Source organism: Streptomyces sp. NBC_00259, from assembly GCF_036181745.1.
In the GTDB taxonomy this organism is placed as follows: domain Bacteria; phylum Actinomycetota; class Actinomycetes; order Streptomycetales; family Streptomycetaceae; genus Streptomyces; species Streptomyces pratisoli.
Map to the genome: position 1 here is coordinate 553,108 of NZ_CP108080.1, position 14,584 is coordinate 567,691.

Here is a 14,584-nt window from a genome sequence, read left to right on the forward strand (position 1 = left end):
GGAAGATGATCGAACCGTACGAGAACGCGCTGGACGCGATACCGGGCTCGCACCCGTATCCGCGGACGAGCCGTTACCACGACGCCGAGATCGGGGTGCACACACAGCCGGACGGCACCGAGGTCCGGTACACCAGGCGGAGGCTGCTGCCGCCGCTGCCCGACGCCGAGGACACCGTCCCGCACACCGTCAGCAGCGGTGAGCGGCCCGACCACCTCGGGCAGCGGTACGTCGGCGACCCCGGGCAGTGGTGGCAGATCGCGGACGCCAATCCCGTGCTCGACCCCGGTGAGCTGACCGCGGAGCCGGGGCGGGAGATCCGGATTCCGCTGCCGGGCGGCTTCCATGGCTGACGAGCCGATCGGCAACGGGCCGGTCCATCTCACCCTGCACATGGGGCCGAAGCTGACCCGGCCGGTTCCGGCCGAGGTGACGGAGGCGTTGCTGTCGGCGCAGATCACCAGCACCGCCGGGGAGCGCAGTGGGTTCCAGCTCGCGTTCGATCTCACCAAGAAGGGGCTGATCGCGCGGCGGCTGCTGCCGGAGGGGTTCTTCGATCCCAAGACCAGGGTGATCGTCACGACCTCGGTGAGGGGCATTCCGACGGTGGTCCTGGACGGCCTGATCGTCCGTCAGGAGGTGGGGGCCAGCAACCAGCCGGGGCAGACCACGCTCACCGTCACCGGTGAGGACCTCACCCTGCTCATGGACCTGGAGGAGCGGACCGACCGCTACCCCAATCTCGCGCCCTCGCAGCGGGTGGAACGGATCCTCGCCAAGTACGCCGACTACGGCATCGACACCCGCATCATCCGTGAGCAGGTGCAGCAACCGCCCCGCGAGCAGCTGCGCGTCGACTACCAGACCGGCACCGATCTGCAGTACCTCAACGATCTGGCCAGGGCGAACGGATACACCTTCTATCTCGACCCCGGCCCGGTGCCCGGCCGCTCCACCGCCTTCTGGGGCCCCGAGCAGCGGCTGGGCCGCCGTCAGCACGCGCTCAACGTCAACATGGACAGCAACTCCACCGTCGACCAGCTGACCTTCGCCTACGACGGCACGGCCAGGGAGGAGCCGCAGGCGCGCGTGCAGGACCCGCGGACCCGCGACGTGCGGCTGCTGGCCCAGCCCGACATCAGTCCGCTGCGGCCGCCGCTCGGGCGCAGGGCGTCGCCGGCGCTCAAGCGCAGGACGCTGTCCGGTACGGCGAAGAAGGAGCTCGGACAGGCCGAGGCCGAGGCGCTGGCCCGGGCGGCGACCTCCGCGGACGCGATCTCCGGGTCCGGTTCGCTCGACGTCACCCGGTACGGCTATGTGCTGCGGCCGCGCGAGCTGGTGGGGGTGCGCGGCTCCGGTGTCACGTACGACGGCGACTACTACGTCAAGTCGGTCACGCACAACCTCCGCCCCGGCTCGTACCAGCAGAACTTCACGCTGTCCCGCGAGGGCCTCATCGCCCGCAGCGGGACGGTGCGTCCGTAGGGCGGCAGAGAGCCGTACGGCCGTAAAGCCCCGAAGACCAGGAGAACTTCGTATGGCGGCACCGAACAACCGCTTCCTCGGCAAGTTCCGGGGCCGGGTGATCGACAACAGGGATCCGCTCCGGCTGGGCCGCATCACGGCCCAGGTGCCGGACGTGCTGGGTGACGAGGCGTCCACGTGGGCGCTGCCGTGTCTGCCGTTCACCGGGCGCCGGGCGGGCCACTACGCCGTCCCGGAGGTCGGGGCGGGCGTGTGGATCGAGTTCGAGCAGGGGGATCCCAGCTTCCCCGTCTGGACGGGGAGTTGGTACGGCGACGCGTCCGAACTGCCGCCGCGGGTGAGTGCCGAGGTGCCCGCGTCGCAGCCGGTCGTCATCCAGACGCCCGGCGACCACAAGCTGGTGATGTCGGACGTGCCGGGCGGTACGGGGATTCTGCTGGAGGCCCGGGGCGGCGCGTACATCCGGATCGACGAGAAGGGCGTGACCATCGGCAACGGCAAGGGGGCGTCGATCGTGCTGATCGGCGACGAGGTCAGCATCAACGAGGGCCGGCTGATCGTGCCCGGGAAGCGCTAGCGGAGAACGGGGAGTTACGTGTTGTCGGGGAATCTCGTGAACGGCGTTACGCCGATCAGCTGTCCGCACGGTGGCCGGGTCGCGCCCGCCGCCTCCGCCCCGTCGTCCGGGGTCCGGATCGACGGCCACCCGGTGGCCACCGCGACCGCGGTCTTCACGGTCGTCGGCTGCCGGCACCTGGTCGACGGGGTGCCGCACCCCTGCGCGACGGTGCGCTGGACGCCGGACCGCGGCGGTGTGCTGGTCGACGGCGCTCCGGTGCTGCTCGACCGTACGTCCGCGCTGTGCTTCAGCACCGGCCTGGTGCCGCAGGGCCCGCCGGTCGTCACTTCGGCCGCGGGGGAGGTCGCGTCGCGATGAGGACCGTACGTACGGACGTCGCCTTCCCGTTCCGCGTCGACGGCCGCGGCCGCACCGCGCACGCGGCTGACGACGCGCATGTGCGCGATCTGATCGAGCAGTTGCTGTTCACCAGCCCGGGTGAGCGGGTGATGCGGCCGGACTTCGGCTGTGGGCTGCTGGATCTGGTCTTCACGCCCAACAGCCCGGAGCTGGCGTCCGCGCTGGAGCTGTCGGTGCAGGCAGCGCTGCAGCGCTGGCTGGGTGAGCTGATCGAGGTGGAAGCCCTGGACGTGGTGAGCGAGGAGAACGTGGTCCGGGTGTATCTGCGGTACGTGGTGCGCTCCACCGGGAGCCGGCGCGACGAGGTCTTCGAGGGGAGCGGGCCGGCGTGAGGGAACGGATGATCTGCCGAACCGACGGCAGGCGCGCGAAGGTACGCGCCGCGCGGCTCGGCGGCGTGGACGCCGTCGAAGTCGGTGACGACGGGCTGACGCTCACGGTCACCTTTCTCGGGAAGGCCCCGGAGGGCCTCTGCCCGGAGAACGTCCGCATCGACGGGGGTCGCCGGATCACCGGCATCGAGGCCGTCGAGGTGTCCGTGGAGCGCGAGGAGGACCCCGAACTCGACGACCGGTTGTTCGTCACGCTCGACCGGACCGGGGACACCTCCGCCTACCGGCTCTCGATCGTGGACACCGATCCGTACGGACGACCCGGCACGGAGCCCTTCCCCGGTTTCGACCAGCGTTACCACTCGGCCGAGTTCGTCTTCCTGCCGGACTGTCCGAGCCCGTTCGACTGCGTGGACGAGCAGCCGGAGGTGCCCGCCGCCGGACCGCCGGCGCCGGTCGTCGACTACACGGCGCGCGACTACGACTCGATCCGGGCCCTGATCCTGGACCGGCTGGCGCTGACGACCCCGGGCTGGGTCGAGCGCAACGCCGCCGACCTCGGCACGACCCTGGTCGAGATCCTCGCCCACACCGCCGACCGGATCAGCTACCAGCAGGACGCCGTGGCCACGGAGGCGTACCTCGACACGGCCCGCAGGCGGGTGTCAGTACGGCGCCATGTACGGCTCATCGACTACCCGATGCACGACGGGGTCAACGCCCGCGCCTTCGTCGCGGTCGAGGCCGTACGCGAACTGACGCTGCTGCCCGGCACGTTCCGCTTCGCCGCCGTCGACGTGCGCTCGCTGAGGCCGCGTGACCGGCCGGAGATCGGCACCGTCGTCGACGACCGGGATCTCGCCGTGCTGGACGAGCGTGGCTCGGTGGAGGTGTTCGAGCCGGTGGTGGCGGCCGAGCCGCTGGTGCTGCGGCCCGCGCACAACACCGTCCGCTTCTGGACCTGGGGCGACGAGCTGTGCTCGCTGCCCAGGGGCGCGACCTCCGCCACCCTGCGGGACGAGTGGGTGGACGAGGAGTGCTCGGTGCGGGCGCTGGACCTGGCGCCGGGCGACCTGCTGCTCATCGAGGAGGTACGGGGGCCGCGGTCCGGCACTCCCGGCGACGCCGATCCGGCGCACCGGCAGGCGGTGCGCCTCATCTCGGTCACCCCGGTCGTGGACCGGCTGGCCGGCCGGCCGGTGCTGGAGGTCACCTGGGCGCAGGAGGACGCGCTCACGTTCCCCGTCTGTCTCTCGACGCGCGGTGGCCCGGGCTGCGAGCCCGTCGAGGATGTGAGCGTGGCGCGCGGGAACGTCGTCCTCGTCGACCACGGCCGCTCCCTGGCCTTCGGCGGCGCGGCGCCGGAGACGGTGACCGTGCCTCCCGCGCCCGCCGTCGTCGGGTCGTGCGATCCGTCCGGCTTCGGTTGCTGGGACGGCGACGCGGGCAATGCCACGGCCGCGCTCATCGACGCCCGGCTGGACCAGACGCGGTGCGGCCGTCTGCTGACCGCGGATCAGATACGGGAGCTGTTCACCGTCGTCGGCGAGGACGCCACCACTCGCGCCGGTCTGGGTCTGGAACTGGCGGGCCGGCGGCGCGAGAAGGTGGTGCCCGGCACCGCGTACGCCCAGGCGGAGGCACTGCGCACGCTCCTCGCGCAGGTCGTCCATCCGGGCATCGCGCCACGGTTCCGGCCGGTGCTGCAGCGCTCCCCCGTGACCCAGTCCGTACCGTTCCCCGAGCCCCGTCATGTCTCGGCGGGTCAGGCCGGCCGGCTGGCCGCGATTCCGGGCCGGGTCAGGGGGCGTCTGGTCGAGCTGTGGCGCAGTGCCCGTGACCGCGACGGGCTCGACGAGCCGGAGATCGCGGAGCTGACCGTGCTGTTCGGGCTGCGGGCGCTGGAGCGTCTGGAGCTGCGCCGGCATCCGGTGCGGGCGCTGCGTGAGCTGTTGCACCGAGGCGAGCGGCTGCTGGCGGCGAAGCTGCGCCGGCTGGACGTGCTGACGGCCAGGGCGCGCGCGGGCGCGGTGCTCGACGGTTCCGTCGCCTGGGAGATCGCGCACAGCTGGGGGCCGGCCTACGCGGCCGGGCTGCATCCGGACGAGCCGGTGCTGCGGGGTCCCGCCACGGCGCTCGTCCAGGATCCGCGTGCCGCGCTGCCCGCGGTGACGATCACGGACGACGGCGGAGGATCGTGGCTGCCGAGGCGGGATCTGCTGGAGAGCGGTCCGCGCGATCGGCACTTCGTCGGCGAGCTGGAGGACGACGGGCGGATCGCGCTGCGCTTCGGTGACGGACGGCACGGCGCGCGTCCACGGCCCGGGGCCCGGCTGGAGCTGCGCCACCGGCTCGGCGGTGGTGTCGCGGGCAATGTCGGCGCGGAGGCCATCAACCATCTGGTGCTGCTCCGTGATCCCTCGGAGTCCGACGCGGGCGACCCGATGCCGGTGGCGGGAGTACGCAATCCGCTCCCGGCCGTCGGCGGCATCGAGCCCGAACCCCTGGAACAGGTACGCCAGTTGGCCCCGCTGGATCTGAGGCGTTCTCGGCTGCGGGCCGTCACCGCGGAGGACTACGCGGCGCTGGCGGCGGGGCTGCCGGGGGTGCAGCGGGCGGCCGCGGAGATCCGCTGGACGGGCAGCGTGCAGGAGGCGCACGTCGCCGTCGACGCGCTGGGGACCGCCGATCCGTCGCCCGAGTTGCTCGACTCGGTGGCGTACGGCCTGGAGAGCTACCGCAGGATCGGCCACGATCTGGTGGTCGGCCCGGCCCGGAACGTACCGCTGGACATCGCGCTCGCGGTGTGCGCGGCGCCCGGCCACCAGCACGGGCAGATCCTCGCCGAGCTGTACCGGGTCCTCGGCAGCCGCCGGCTGCCCGGCGGGCGGCTCGGCTTCTTCCACCCGGACGCGCTGACGTTCGGCGAGCCGGTGCGGCTGAGCCGGCTGGTGGCCGTGGCCGCGGCCGTGCAGGGCGTGGAGAGCGTGCGGGTGATCCGGCTGGCCCGGCTGTTCCACGCCTCCCCCGCCGAAGACAGGAACGACATGGACGACAGTGCACTGGAGGCAGGCGTGCTGCGGCTCGGTCCGCTGGAGATCGCGCGTTGCGACAACGACCCCGACCGGCCCGAACTGGGCCGGCTGTCGATCGAGCTCGGTGGAGGTGTCCGATGAGCGGCTCCCGCGACTGCGGTTGCGGCTGCGGCGGTCACGACGAGCGCCGAGCGCCGCGTGCCCCGTTCAATCCGCCGGGCCGTACCGCCCTGGAGTACCGGGTCGGTGAGTACGGCTCGTTCCTGGCGGCCATGCTCGACCGGCTCGCCTCGCCCGCCTACCCGGCGCTGCGCGGTCTCACCGTCCGCACCCCCGACGATCCGTCGATCGGGCTGCTGGACGCCTGGGCCGTCGTGGGTGACCTGCTGACGTTCCACTCCGAGCGGATCGCGGACGAGGCGTATCTGCGCACCGCGGACGAGTACCGTTCGCTGGCGCTCCTGGGGCGGCTCGTGGGGCACCGGCCGCGGCCCGGCATCGCGGCGGACACCCATCTCGCGTACACGCTGGACCGTGATCCGCGGGCGGAGGACACGCCGGTGCTGATTCCGCGTGGCGCGCGTGGCAACAGCGTGCCCGCCTCCGCCGGCGAGGAGTCGCAGACGTTCGAGACCAGCGAGGACCTCACGGCCCGCTGGGCGTGGAACGAGCTGGCCGTACGCAGGCGCCGCCCGGGGCTGCTCACGGCGGACGATCTGCGCGGACGCCCGGAGATATTCGTGTCCGGTACGGACACGTCGCTGCGGACCGGGGACAAGCTGCTGTTCGTCTTCGGCGGTGACGGACCGGGCGGCCGGGAGACGTCCGGTGACCATCAGGCGCCGGGGCAGCGGCTGTTGCTGCCGGTGGCGCGGGTCCGGATCGACCGGGACGACGAGGTGACGGCGATCGGGCTGCCGCAGTCCGCGCCGCCGTCGTTGACCGAGCTGATCGCCGAGCTGCGCCGGTGGATCACCGAGGACGCTCCGGAGACCGAGGACGGACCGGCCACTCCCGACAACCCCAATCCCCGCCCCGTCAGCATGATCATCGAGGATTTCGACGTCCAGGTGCTGGCGCCGCTGCGAGCCGATCTGGACGGGATCGGGAGCCCCGGGGAGTTCGCGCGCCGGCTCGTCGATCCCCACGAGCGGCTCGCCGAGGCGCAGGCGGTCGCCGCCGCGTACGAGGAGGTCGCCGCCTGGTTCGAGCAGTTGGAGACGGTGGTCGGTGAACTGCGCGAGCGGGCCGCCGACCTGGAACCCTCCCGGCCGGCGCCGCCCGACCCCGTTGCCGGTGCCGGGGGCTCCGCGGCGCTGCGGGCCCTCGGTGCCGTACTGCCCGCGCTGCGCACCCGGGTCGTGAAGCCGCCGTCGCGGAACCTGACGCGCCCCGCGGGGGGCCTGTTCGCACCCGGCTCCGACCTGGGCGCACAGCTGCTGTCGGCGCTCGACCCGAGGGTCGCGGACGGGATGTACGCGGCGTGGCGCCATGCGGCCCCTGCCGTACCGCCGTTGCTGCGTGAGCTGCAGGCGCTTCGGGTGACGGCCGCGCCGTTCGGGGCGACGGCCCCGCTCAAGGCGGTCCAGGACGAGCGCGGACGGGTGATCCGGCAGACGGACTGGCCGCTCGGCGGTTCGGCGCTGACCACGATGCGGGTGGTGTACGACACGGCGGGCCGGCTGCCGGTGCGTGCCGAGTTCCAGCATGTGGAGACCGGTGGGTCGGTACAGCTGTCGGAGAACCTGCCCGCGGAGAAGACCCTCCGGCTGGGTCCCGGTCAGGTGGTGCTGCAGACCCGGGTGGGCCAGGACCACGATCTGAGCTGGCTGACGAGGCGCCCTTCCGACTCCCAGGAGCCGGGGGTGACGGCCCGGTTCATGTCCGGGCTGCCCGAGCGGACCGTCTTCGTGTCCCGGCCCGCCGAGGACGGACGGGTCCATGTGGCCGTGCACAACGGCGAACCGCTCAACTGGCTGCTGGCTCCCGGTGAGCACCGTCAGGTCACGCACGGCGGCTTCGAGGTGACCGTGCGGTACGCGCCCGCCGGTGAGCCGCCGAACGTCGAGGTCGGCATCGCGACCGTCCCGGAGCAGGCCGACCGGCACGTCCTGCCGCTCGATTCCGTGCACGACGGGATCGCCGTCGGCAGCTGGGTCGCGATCGAGCGCCCGCGCAAGGGCGCGGAGGGCGGCGTCCCCGGCGACCCGAAGCTCGCCTTCGTCACCACCCGCGTGACCGGCGTACGCACCGCCGCCTACACCGACTTCGGCATCACGGGCCGCGGGAGCGAGCTCACGCTCGCCGACCCGTGGCTCGACGAGCACGACGTGCTGCTCTCCACGATCCGGGACGCCACCGTGCACGCGGGCGGCGAGCCGCTGCGTCCGGCAGGCGAGCCGCTCGGCGAGGACGTGCACGGCAACGAGCTCGAACTGGCCGAGCTGTACGACGGGTTGCGGCCAGGACGCCATCTGATCGTGTCGGGCGAACGCACCGACGTGCCGCACACCGCGGGCGTCCGCGGCACCGAACTGGCCGTGATCGCCGCGGTGGAACAGCGGATCGACCCGCTGCTGCCGGGCGACCACGTCCATACGAGGCTGACGCTGACCGCGGACCTCGCCTACCGCTACCGCCGTGACTCCGTCCGTGTCCAGGGCAATGTGGTCCCGGCCACGCACGGCGAGAGCCGCGACGAGGCGATCGGCAGTGGCGACTCGGCCCGGACCAACCAGGCGTTCACGCTCTGGCAGTCCCCGCTGACCTGGCTGCCCGCGGCCAATCCGCTGGGGGCGACGCCCACGCTGGAGATCCGTGTCGACGGGCTGCTGTGGCACGAGGTGGACAGCCTGGCCGGGCGTGGTCCCGGCGAGCGCGTGTACGTGTCGGGGACCGCCGGGGACGGGCGTACGACGGTGACGTTCGGGGACGGGGTGCACGGTGCCCGGCTGCCCACCGGGCACGAGAACGTCCGGGCACGGTACCGCTTCGGCACCGGGCGGGCCGCCAATGTCGCGGCGGACCGCATCACCCAGGCGGTCACCCGGCCGCTGGGCGTCACCGCGGTCACCAATCCCCAGCCGGCCACGGGCGGTGCGGACGCCGACGGCCCCGGGCTGACCAGGCGCACCATTCCGCTCGCGGTCTCCGCGCTCGACCGGCTCGTGTCGGTCAAGGACTACGAGGACTTCGCCCGCTCCCGGGCGGGCATCGGGCGGGCCTCGGCCCGCGAGGTGTTCGACGGGCGCCGGCGGGTGCTGCATGTGACGGTCGCCGGTGTGGACGACATCGCGATCGGGGCCGGTTCGGAGGTGCTGCGTGCGCTGCGCTCCTCGCTCGCCGAGTACGGCGACGCGCGGCTCCCGGTGCGGGTGGACGTACGGGAGTTGGTGCTGTTGCTGCTCTCGGCGCGGGTGAAGGTGGCCCCCGACCACACCTGGACGGTCGTCGAGCCCCGGCTGCGGCAGGCACTGCTGCGGCGCTTCGGCGCCGGGCGCAGGGAGCTGGGGGCTCCGGTCCGGCTGTCGGAGGTGCTGGCGACGGCGCATTCGGTACCGGGCGTGGACTACGTGGACGTGGACGTGTTCACCGGCATTCCGGCGTCGGTCACGCCGGAGGAGCTGAGCCGCTTCGGCGCGCCGGAGGCGGCACGGACCGACACGGTCCCGGCGAGGCTCGCCCAGTACGACGAGGTGGTGCACCGCGTCACCGCCGACGGCGGGGAGACGCTCACGGAGGTCGCCACCCGGTACGGCGTCTCCCTGGCCGAACTGCTGCGGCTGAACGCCGACATCACGGACACCAGGCGGCTTGCGAAGGGCCGGGCGGTGTGCGTGTTCCGCGGGATCAGGCCCGCGCAGCTCGCCCTGCTGTCGCCGCAGGTCGCGGACACACTGATGCTGACGGAGGTCATCTCATGAGCAGGGAACCGGACGGGCTCGCGGAGCTGCTTCCGCAGTGGCACCGGCTGCGCGACGCCGAGGAAGGAGAGCCACTGCGGGCGCTGCTCGCGGTGATCGCCGAACAGGCCGACCGGGTACGGGACGGTGTCGAGCAGGGCTACGAGGACCTGTTCGTGGAGACCGCGGCTCCGTGGGTGCTGCCGTATCTCGGCGATCTGGTCGGCTACACGCCGTTGCCCGGCTACGAGCGGGTCCAGGCCGCGGGTCTCGTGGCCGGGGGCGGCGACGACTCCCGCGGCCGGCTCGCGGAGGCGCTCGCACCGCGTCGCGACGTCGCCGCGACCGTCGCCGACCGCAGGCGCAAGGGAACCCTCGCGCTGCTGGAGGAACTGGCGGAGTCGGTCGCCGGCTGGCCGTCGCGGGCCGTGGAGTTCTCCCGGCTCGTGGCCGCGAACCAGCCTGTCGGGCTGTACGGTTCGGGCACGGCGGCCGTCAACGCGCGGCGGCTGGAGCGCGGCCGCCTCGCCGACGTACGCGAAGGGGCGGCGCTGGATCTGGCGGGCGGGCCGTTCGGGGCGGTCGCCCGGTCGGTGGATGTGCGGCGGGCCGGCTCCGCCCGTACGCAGGGCGGCCACACGCCCGCCGGTGTCGGGCTGTTCGTCTGGCGGCTGAAGCCGTACCGGGTGACCCGGGCGCCCGCGTACTGCATCGACCGGGCCCGCAGCCTCTACACCTTCTCCATCCTCGGCAACGACGGACCGCTGGTGACCAGGCCGGTGCCCGAGCCGTCCGCCACGCATGTCGCGACGATCGACAACGTGCCCGCGTACGTCCGCCGCCGGCAACTCGCCGACCGGCTCGCGGACCACTACGGCCCCGGCAGGTCGTTCACCATCTGGCGCGACGGCCAGGACGAACCGGTGCCGATGTCGGACATCGTGGTGGCGGACCTGACGGACTGGCGCTACCGCCCCAAGCGGGGGCAGGTCGCGGTCGATCCGGCCCTCGGCCGGATCGCCTTCGGCTCGCGATCGGCGCCGCGGCAGGGCGTATGGGTCACGTACCACTACGCGTTCGCGGACGACATGGGCGGCGGCGAGTACCCGCGCGACCGTGAGACGCCGGCGTCGGCGAAGGCCTACCGGGTCGGCCCCGGCCAGACCTACCAGCGGATCATGGACGCGTACGGGGACTGGCGGGGCGACCGACGGGCCGGGCGCTGCGGCCCGGACGGCATCATCGAGATCACGCACAGCGGCGCCTACCAGGAGCAACTGGACTTCGACCTGGATCCCGGCGACCGGCTCCAGGTGCGTGCGGCCGAGGGCACCAGGCCCGTGGTCAGGCTGCTCGACTGGTACAGCAACCGGCCCGACGCGCTCAACATCCGCGCCCCGCAGGAGTGTTCGGACGACGCGCCGCGGATCGTCCTGGACGGACTGCTGATCGCCGGGCGCGGCCTCAACGTGACGGGCCCCGTGGGCGCGGTCGTGCTGCGGCACTGCACGCTCGTACCGGGCTGGTCACTGGAGCCGGAGTGCGATCCGCACTCCCCCGAGGAACCGAGTCTGGTGCTGGAGCGGACCACCGCGTGCGTCCAGATCGAACGGAGCGTCCTCGGCACGATCGAGGTGATCGGCGACGAGGTGGGCGACGACCCGCTGGACATCCACATCCGCGACAGCGTCCTGGACGCCACCGGCCACGACCGGGCGGCACTGTCCGCCCCGGACTGCCGCCACGCGCACGCCGTGCTGCACGCGCACCGCACCACCGTCATCGGCGAGGTCCACACCCATGCGGTGGAGATCGCCGAGAACACCGTCTTCACCGGGCAGTTGCAGGTCGCCCGGCGTGGCATCGGCTGTCTGCGGTTCTCGTACGTGCCGCCCGGCTCGCGCACTCCGCGCCGGCACCGCTGCCAGCCGGACCTGGCGGGCCGTGAGAACGACCCGCTGGTGCGCCCGCTGTTCACCAGCGAGCGGTACGGCACTCCCGCGTACGGCCAGCTCGCGCACGGCTGCCACGACGCGATCCGGCGGGGTGCCGAGGACGCCTCCGAGATGGGCGCCTTCCACGATCTGTACCAGCCGCAGCGCCTGGACAGTCTGCGGGCGCGGCTCGCGGAGTACTCCCCGGCGGGCGCCGATGCCGGGATCTTCCCCGTCACCTGACACCACCCCACCGACTGCCCGACCTGCCCGATCTTCGAGGGGGAACCCTTCCCATGCACGCAGACATCTCCCGCAGCACCTTCCGTCCCGACCGGCACTACGCGGCGGTCATCGCCCAGCAGGGCCGCGTCCAGCTGGACGCGGACGCCAACGAGCAGACGGCGATCCAGCTGGCGCGGGCCCGCGCCGTCGCGGCCGATCTGATCGGACAGCACGGCGGCCCGGCCGGCGCGACCGGCTTCGCGCTGGGCTTCGAGGGCCGCGGTATCGAGCTCGACGATCTGACCATCGGGGGCGGCCGCTACTACGTGGACGGCATCGCGCTGGACGCGACCCGCCCCGCGCCCGGCACCCCGGTCGACGACGGGCCGCCGGCCGACGGCGGCGACAAGGACGCGCCGCCGGCTCCCGCGCCCGCGGCCACCTGGACGTACTGGGACCAGCCGGACGGCTACCGGGATCCGGAGCGGCCCGGGGACCGGCTGCCCACCCAGTTCCCGTATCTGGCCTATCTGAAGGTGTGGGAGCGTTCGGTCACCGCGGCCGAGGATCCGCTGCTGCGTGAGGTGGCGCTGGGCTCCGCCATGCCCGACACCGCGGCCCGGCTGAAGACCGTCTGGCAGGTGCTGCCGCTGGCCGGCTCGCAGCTGGAGCTGGACCTGGAGGACGGGGCGGACCAGGACAAGGGCAGGATCCGGGCGGCGTTCGCCAAGTGGGCGGCGGCGCAGGCCTCGACCGCGCGGATGGCGGCGCGGAGCGAACGCCCCGACCACGCGGACGAGGACCCGTGCGTGCTCCGGCCCGACGCCCGCTACCGGGGCCCGGAGAACCAGCTGTACCGCGTGGAGATCCACGAGGGCGGCCAGGCCGACGGCGCGACGTTCAAGTGGTCGCGGGAGAACGGCTCCGTGACCTTCGCGGTCGACGCACTCGACGGCACCTGGGTGGAGCTGGCCTCGCTCGGCAGCGACGACAAGCTCGATCTGAACGTGGGCGACCAGGTCGAGTTCGCCGACACCGCGTACATCAGCCGCGGTGAGCCGCTGCCGCTGCTGCGGGTGGAGGAGGTCGACCTGCCGGGCCGGCGGGTGCGGCTGTCCGCCGAGCCCGACCCGTCGGTCGGCCGGCGGCCCGAGCTCCATCCCTTCCTGCGGCGCTGGGACCATCGCGCGGGCTCCCGGCAGACGGCGGGAGCGGGCCGGGGCAAGCAGGGCGCGAAGGCGCGAGGCGGTGCGCTGCGCGTCGAGGAAGGCGGCTGGCTGTCGCTGGAGGACGGTGTCCAGGTGTACTTCGAGCCGGGCAGGACGTACCGCGCCGGCGACTTCTGGCTGGTCGCCGCGCGGACGGCGACGGGCGATGTGGAGTGGCCGACGGACGCGGCGCGCCGGCCGCTGCTGCAGTCCCCGGCCGGGGTCCGGGTGCACCACGCCCCGCTCGCCTGGGTGTGGGGCGAGGGCTCGGTCGCCGACCTGCGCCTCGCGTTCGGTCCGCTGGCGGGCCCGATTCCCGCGGCGAACGAGGAGGAGCTGGCGGCCGAGGCCGCGGCCGAGGAGGAGGCGGTCGCCGCGGAACGGGCCGCGACGGCCGGAGGGTCGCCCGCCCTGCCGCCGGCGGGGAACGACCGTACACAGCCCGAGAACTGAGGCACCCGCCGGGAAGGGAGCACCACGATGGCAACGCCGCTGACCGCCTCCACACTGCTCAAGGTCCTCCGTGACGAGGGCCTGCGTGTCGTCGAGCACCGGAGCTGGCGCACGCACAACCGCAATCACAAGGGCCCGTGGGGTCCTGTGCACGGGGTGATGATCCATCACACCGTGACGTCGGGGACGCAGAACTCCGTGGACATCTGCTACAACGGCCATTCGAGCCTGCCGGGGCCGCTGTGCCACGGCGTGATCGCCAAGGACGGCTCGGTCCATCTGGTCGGGAACGGGCGGGCCAACCATGCCGGGCTCGGCGACGACGACGTACTGCGCGCGGTGATCAACGAGTCCGCGCTGCCCGCCGACAACGAGGCGAACACGGACGGCAATCGCTACTTCTACGGCTTCGAGTGCGTCAACCTCGGCAACGGCAGCGATCCTTGGCCGGCCGCCCAGCTGGAGGCGATCGAGAAGGCGGCCGCCGCGATCTGCCGGGCGCACGGCTGGTCGCACCGCTCGGTGATCGGGCACAAGGAATGGCAGCCGGGGAAGATCGATCCGCGTGGTTTCACGATGGACTCGATGCGGGGCAGGATCCGCGAACGCCTCGGCGGCAGGCCGGACGGCCCGCCGAAGCCGCCGCCCCCGAAGCCGTCGACGCCCCACGAGCCGTTCCCCGGGGCCGCGTTCTTCGCGCCGGGCCGGCGCAGCGCCGTCATCACGGCGATGGGCAAGCGGCTGGTGGCGGAGGGCTGCGGTCGGTACGAGGTGGGTCCGGGGCCGGAGTGGACCGAGGCCGACCGGGCGTCGTACGCGGCCTGGCAGCGCAAGCTCGGCTACTCGGGGAGCGCCGCCGACGGCATTCCCGGGAAGGCGAGCTGGGACAGGCTGAAGGTGCCCAACGTCTGAGCCGTGACGGGCGCCGCGGGCGCGCGAACGGGTCCGCCCCGGCCGGTGGTGAACCGGCCGGGGCGGAACGCGTACGGACGCCGGACGTCCCGCCCGCGCGGGCGGGACGTCCTGTCGGG

Annotated in this window: 10 protein-coding genes; all 10 read left to right on the top strand. The window is 73.3% G+C overall.

What is annotated here, in order from left to right; translation table 11 throughout:
* Nucleotides 1–5 precede the first annotated feature (5 nt).
* Genes OG766_RS02485 through OG766_RS02530 form a run of 10 tightly spaced genes read left to right on the top strand, consistent with a single transcriptional unit; the run spans nucleotide 6 to nucleotide 14,465 of the window.
* The gene (locus OG766_RS02485; RefSeq protein WP_266376923.1) at nucleotides 6–353 is read left to right on the top strand and encodes a hypothetical protein; all 348 of its coding nucleotides are present in this window, start codon (nucleotides 6–8) and stop codon (nucleotides 351–353) included.
* Nucleotides 346–1,485 carry a hypothetical protein gene (locus tag OG766_RS02490; RefSeq protein ID WP_266376921.1) on the top strand — a complete coding sequence of 380 codons (1,140 nt, stop codon included), beginning with the start codon at nucleotides 346–348 and terminating at the stop codon, nucleotides 1,483–1,485. The genes OG766_RS02485 and OG766_RS02490 overlap by 8 nt, the downstream gene beginning before the upstream one ends.
* Before the next feature lie 52 nt (nucleotides 1,486–1,537).
* Nucleotides 1,538–2,062, top strand: a complete 525-nt coding sequence (locus tag OG766_RS02495; RefSeq protein ID WP_328724441.1) for a phage baseplate assembly protein V — start codon at nucleotides 1,538–1,540, stop codon at nucleotides 2,060–2,062.
* Between the two features lie 36 nt (nucleotides 2,063–2,098).
* Nucleotides 2,099–2,422 carry a hypothetical protein gene (locus tag OG766_RS02500; RefSeq protein ID WP_266376917.1) on the top strand — a complete coding sequence of 108 codons (324 nt, stop codon included), beginning with the start codon at nucleotides 2,099–2,101 and terminating at the stop codon, nucleotides 2,420–2,422.
* Nucleotides 2,419–2,796 carry a GPW/gp25 family protein gene (locus OG766_RS02505; protein ID WP_266376914.1) on the top strand — a complete coding sequence of 126 codons (378 nt, stop codon included), beginning with the start codon at nucleotides 2,419–2,421 and terminating at the stop codon, nucleotides 2,794–2,796. The genes OG766_RS02500 and OG766_RS02505 overlap by 4 nt, the downstream gene beginning before the upstream one ends.
* Nucleotides 2,797–2,804: 8 nt before the next feature.
* Nucleotides 2,805–5,972 carry a putative baseplate assembly protein gene (locus OG766_RS02510; RefSeq protein ID WP_328724442.1) on the top strand — a complete coding sequence of 1,056 codons (3,168 nt, stop codon included), beginning with the start codon at nucleotides 2,805–2,807 and terminating at the stop codon, nucleotides 5,970–5,972.
* Entirely contained in the window at nucleotides 5,969–9,754 is a 3,786-nt protein-coding gene (locus OG766_RS02515; RefSeq protein WP_328724443.1) for a putative baseplate assembly protein, read from the top strand. Before OG766_RS02510 ends, OG766_RS02515 begins: the two co-directional genes overlap by 4 nt.
* The gene (locus OG766_RS02520; protein WP_328724444.1) at nucleotides 9,751–11,910 is read left to right on the top strand and encodes a hypothetical protein; all 2,160 of its coding nucleotides are present in this window, start codon (nucleotides 9,751–9,753) and stop codon (nucleotides 11,908–11,910) included. Before OG766_RS02515 ends, OG766_RS02520 begins: the two co-directional genes overlap by 4 nt.
* A gap of 53 nt (nucleotides 11,911–11,963) precedes the next feature.
* Entirely contained in the window at nucleotides 11,964–13,553 is a 1,590-nt protein-coding gene (locus OG766_RS02525) for a DUF6519 domain-containing protein (protein ID WP_328724445.1), read from the top strand.
* A 27-nt stretch (nucleotides 13,554–13,580) separates the two neighbouring features.
* Complete coding sequence (locus tag OG766_RS02530) at nucleotides 13,581–14,465, top strand: peptidoglycan-binding protein (protein ID WP_266376902.1); 885 nt, start codon at nucleotides 13,581–13,583, stop codon at nucleotides 14,463–14,465.
* Nucleotides 14,466–14,584: the final 119 nt, after the last annotated feature.

Bases quoted from the DNA above. Each gene is read 5' to 3' on its own strand.
- OG766_RS02485 (WP_266376923.1), top strand. From the start codon at position 6: ATGATCGAACCGTACGAGAACGCGCTGGACGCGATACCGGGCTCGCAC.
- OG766_RS02490 (WP_266376921.1), top strand. From the start codon at position 346: ATGGCTGACGAGCCGATCGGCAACGGGCCGGTCCATCTCACCCTGCAC.
- OG766_RS02495 (WP_328724441.1), top strand. From the start codon at position 1,538: ATGGCGGCACCGAACAACCGCTTCCTCGGCAAGTTCCGGGGCCGGGTG.
- OG766_RS02505 (WP_266376914.1), top strand. From the start codon at position 2,419: ATGAGGACCGTACGTACGGACGTCGCCTTCCCGTTCCGCGTCGACGGC.
- OG766_RS02510 (WP_328724442.1), top strand. From the start codon at position 2,805: ATGATCTGCCGAACCGACGGCAGGCGCGCGAAGGTACGCGCCGCGCGG.
- OG766_RS02515 (WP_328724443.1), top strand. From the start codon at position 5,969: ATGAGCGGCTCCCGCGACTGCGGTTGCGGCTGCGGCGGTCACGACGAG.
- OG766_RS02520 (WP_328724444.1), top strand. From the start codon at position 9,751: ATGAGCAGGGAACCGGACGGGCTCGCGGAGCTGCTTCCGCAGTGGCAC.
- OG766_RS02525 (WP_328724445.1), top strand. From the start codon at position 11,964: ATGCACGCAGACATCTCCCGCAGCACCTTCCGTCCCGACCGGCACTAC.
- OG766_RS02530 (WP_266376902.1), top strand. From the start codon at position 13,581: ATGGCAACGCCGCTGACCGCCTCCACACTGCTCAAGGTCCTCCGTGAC.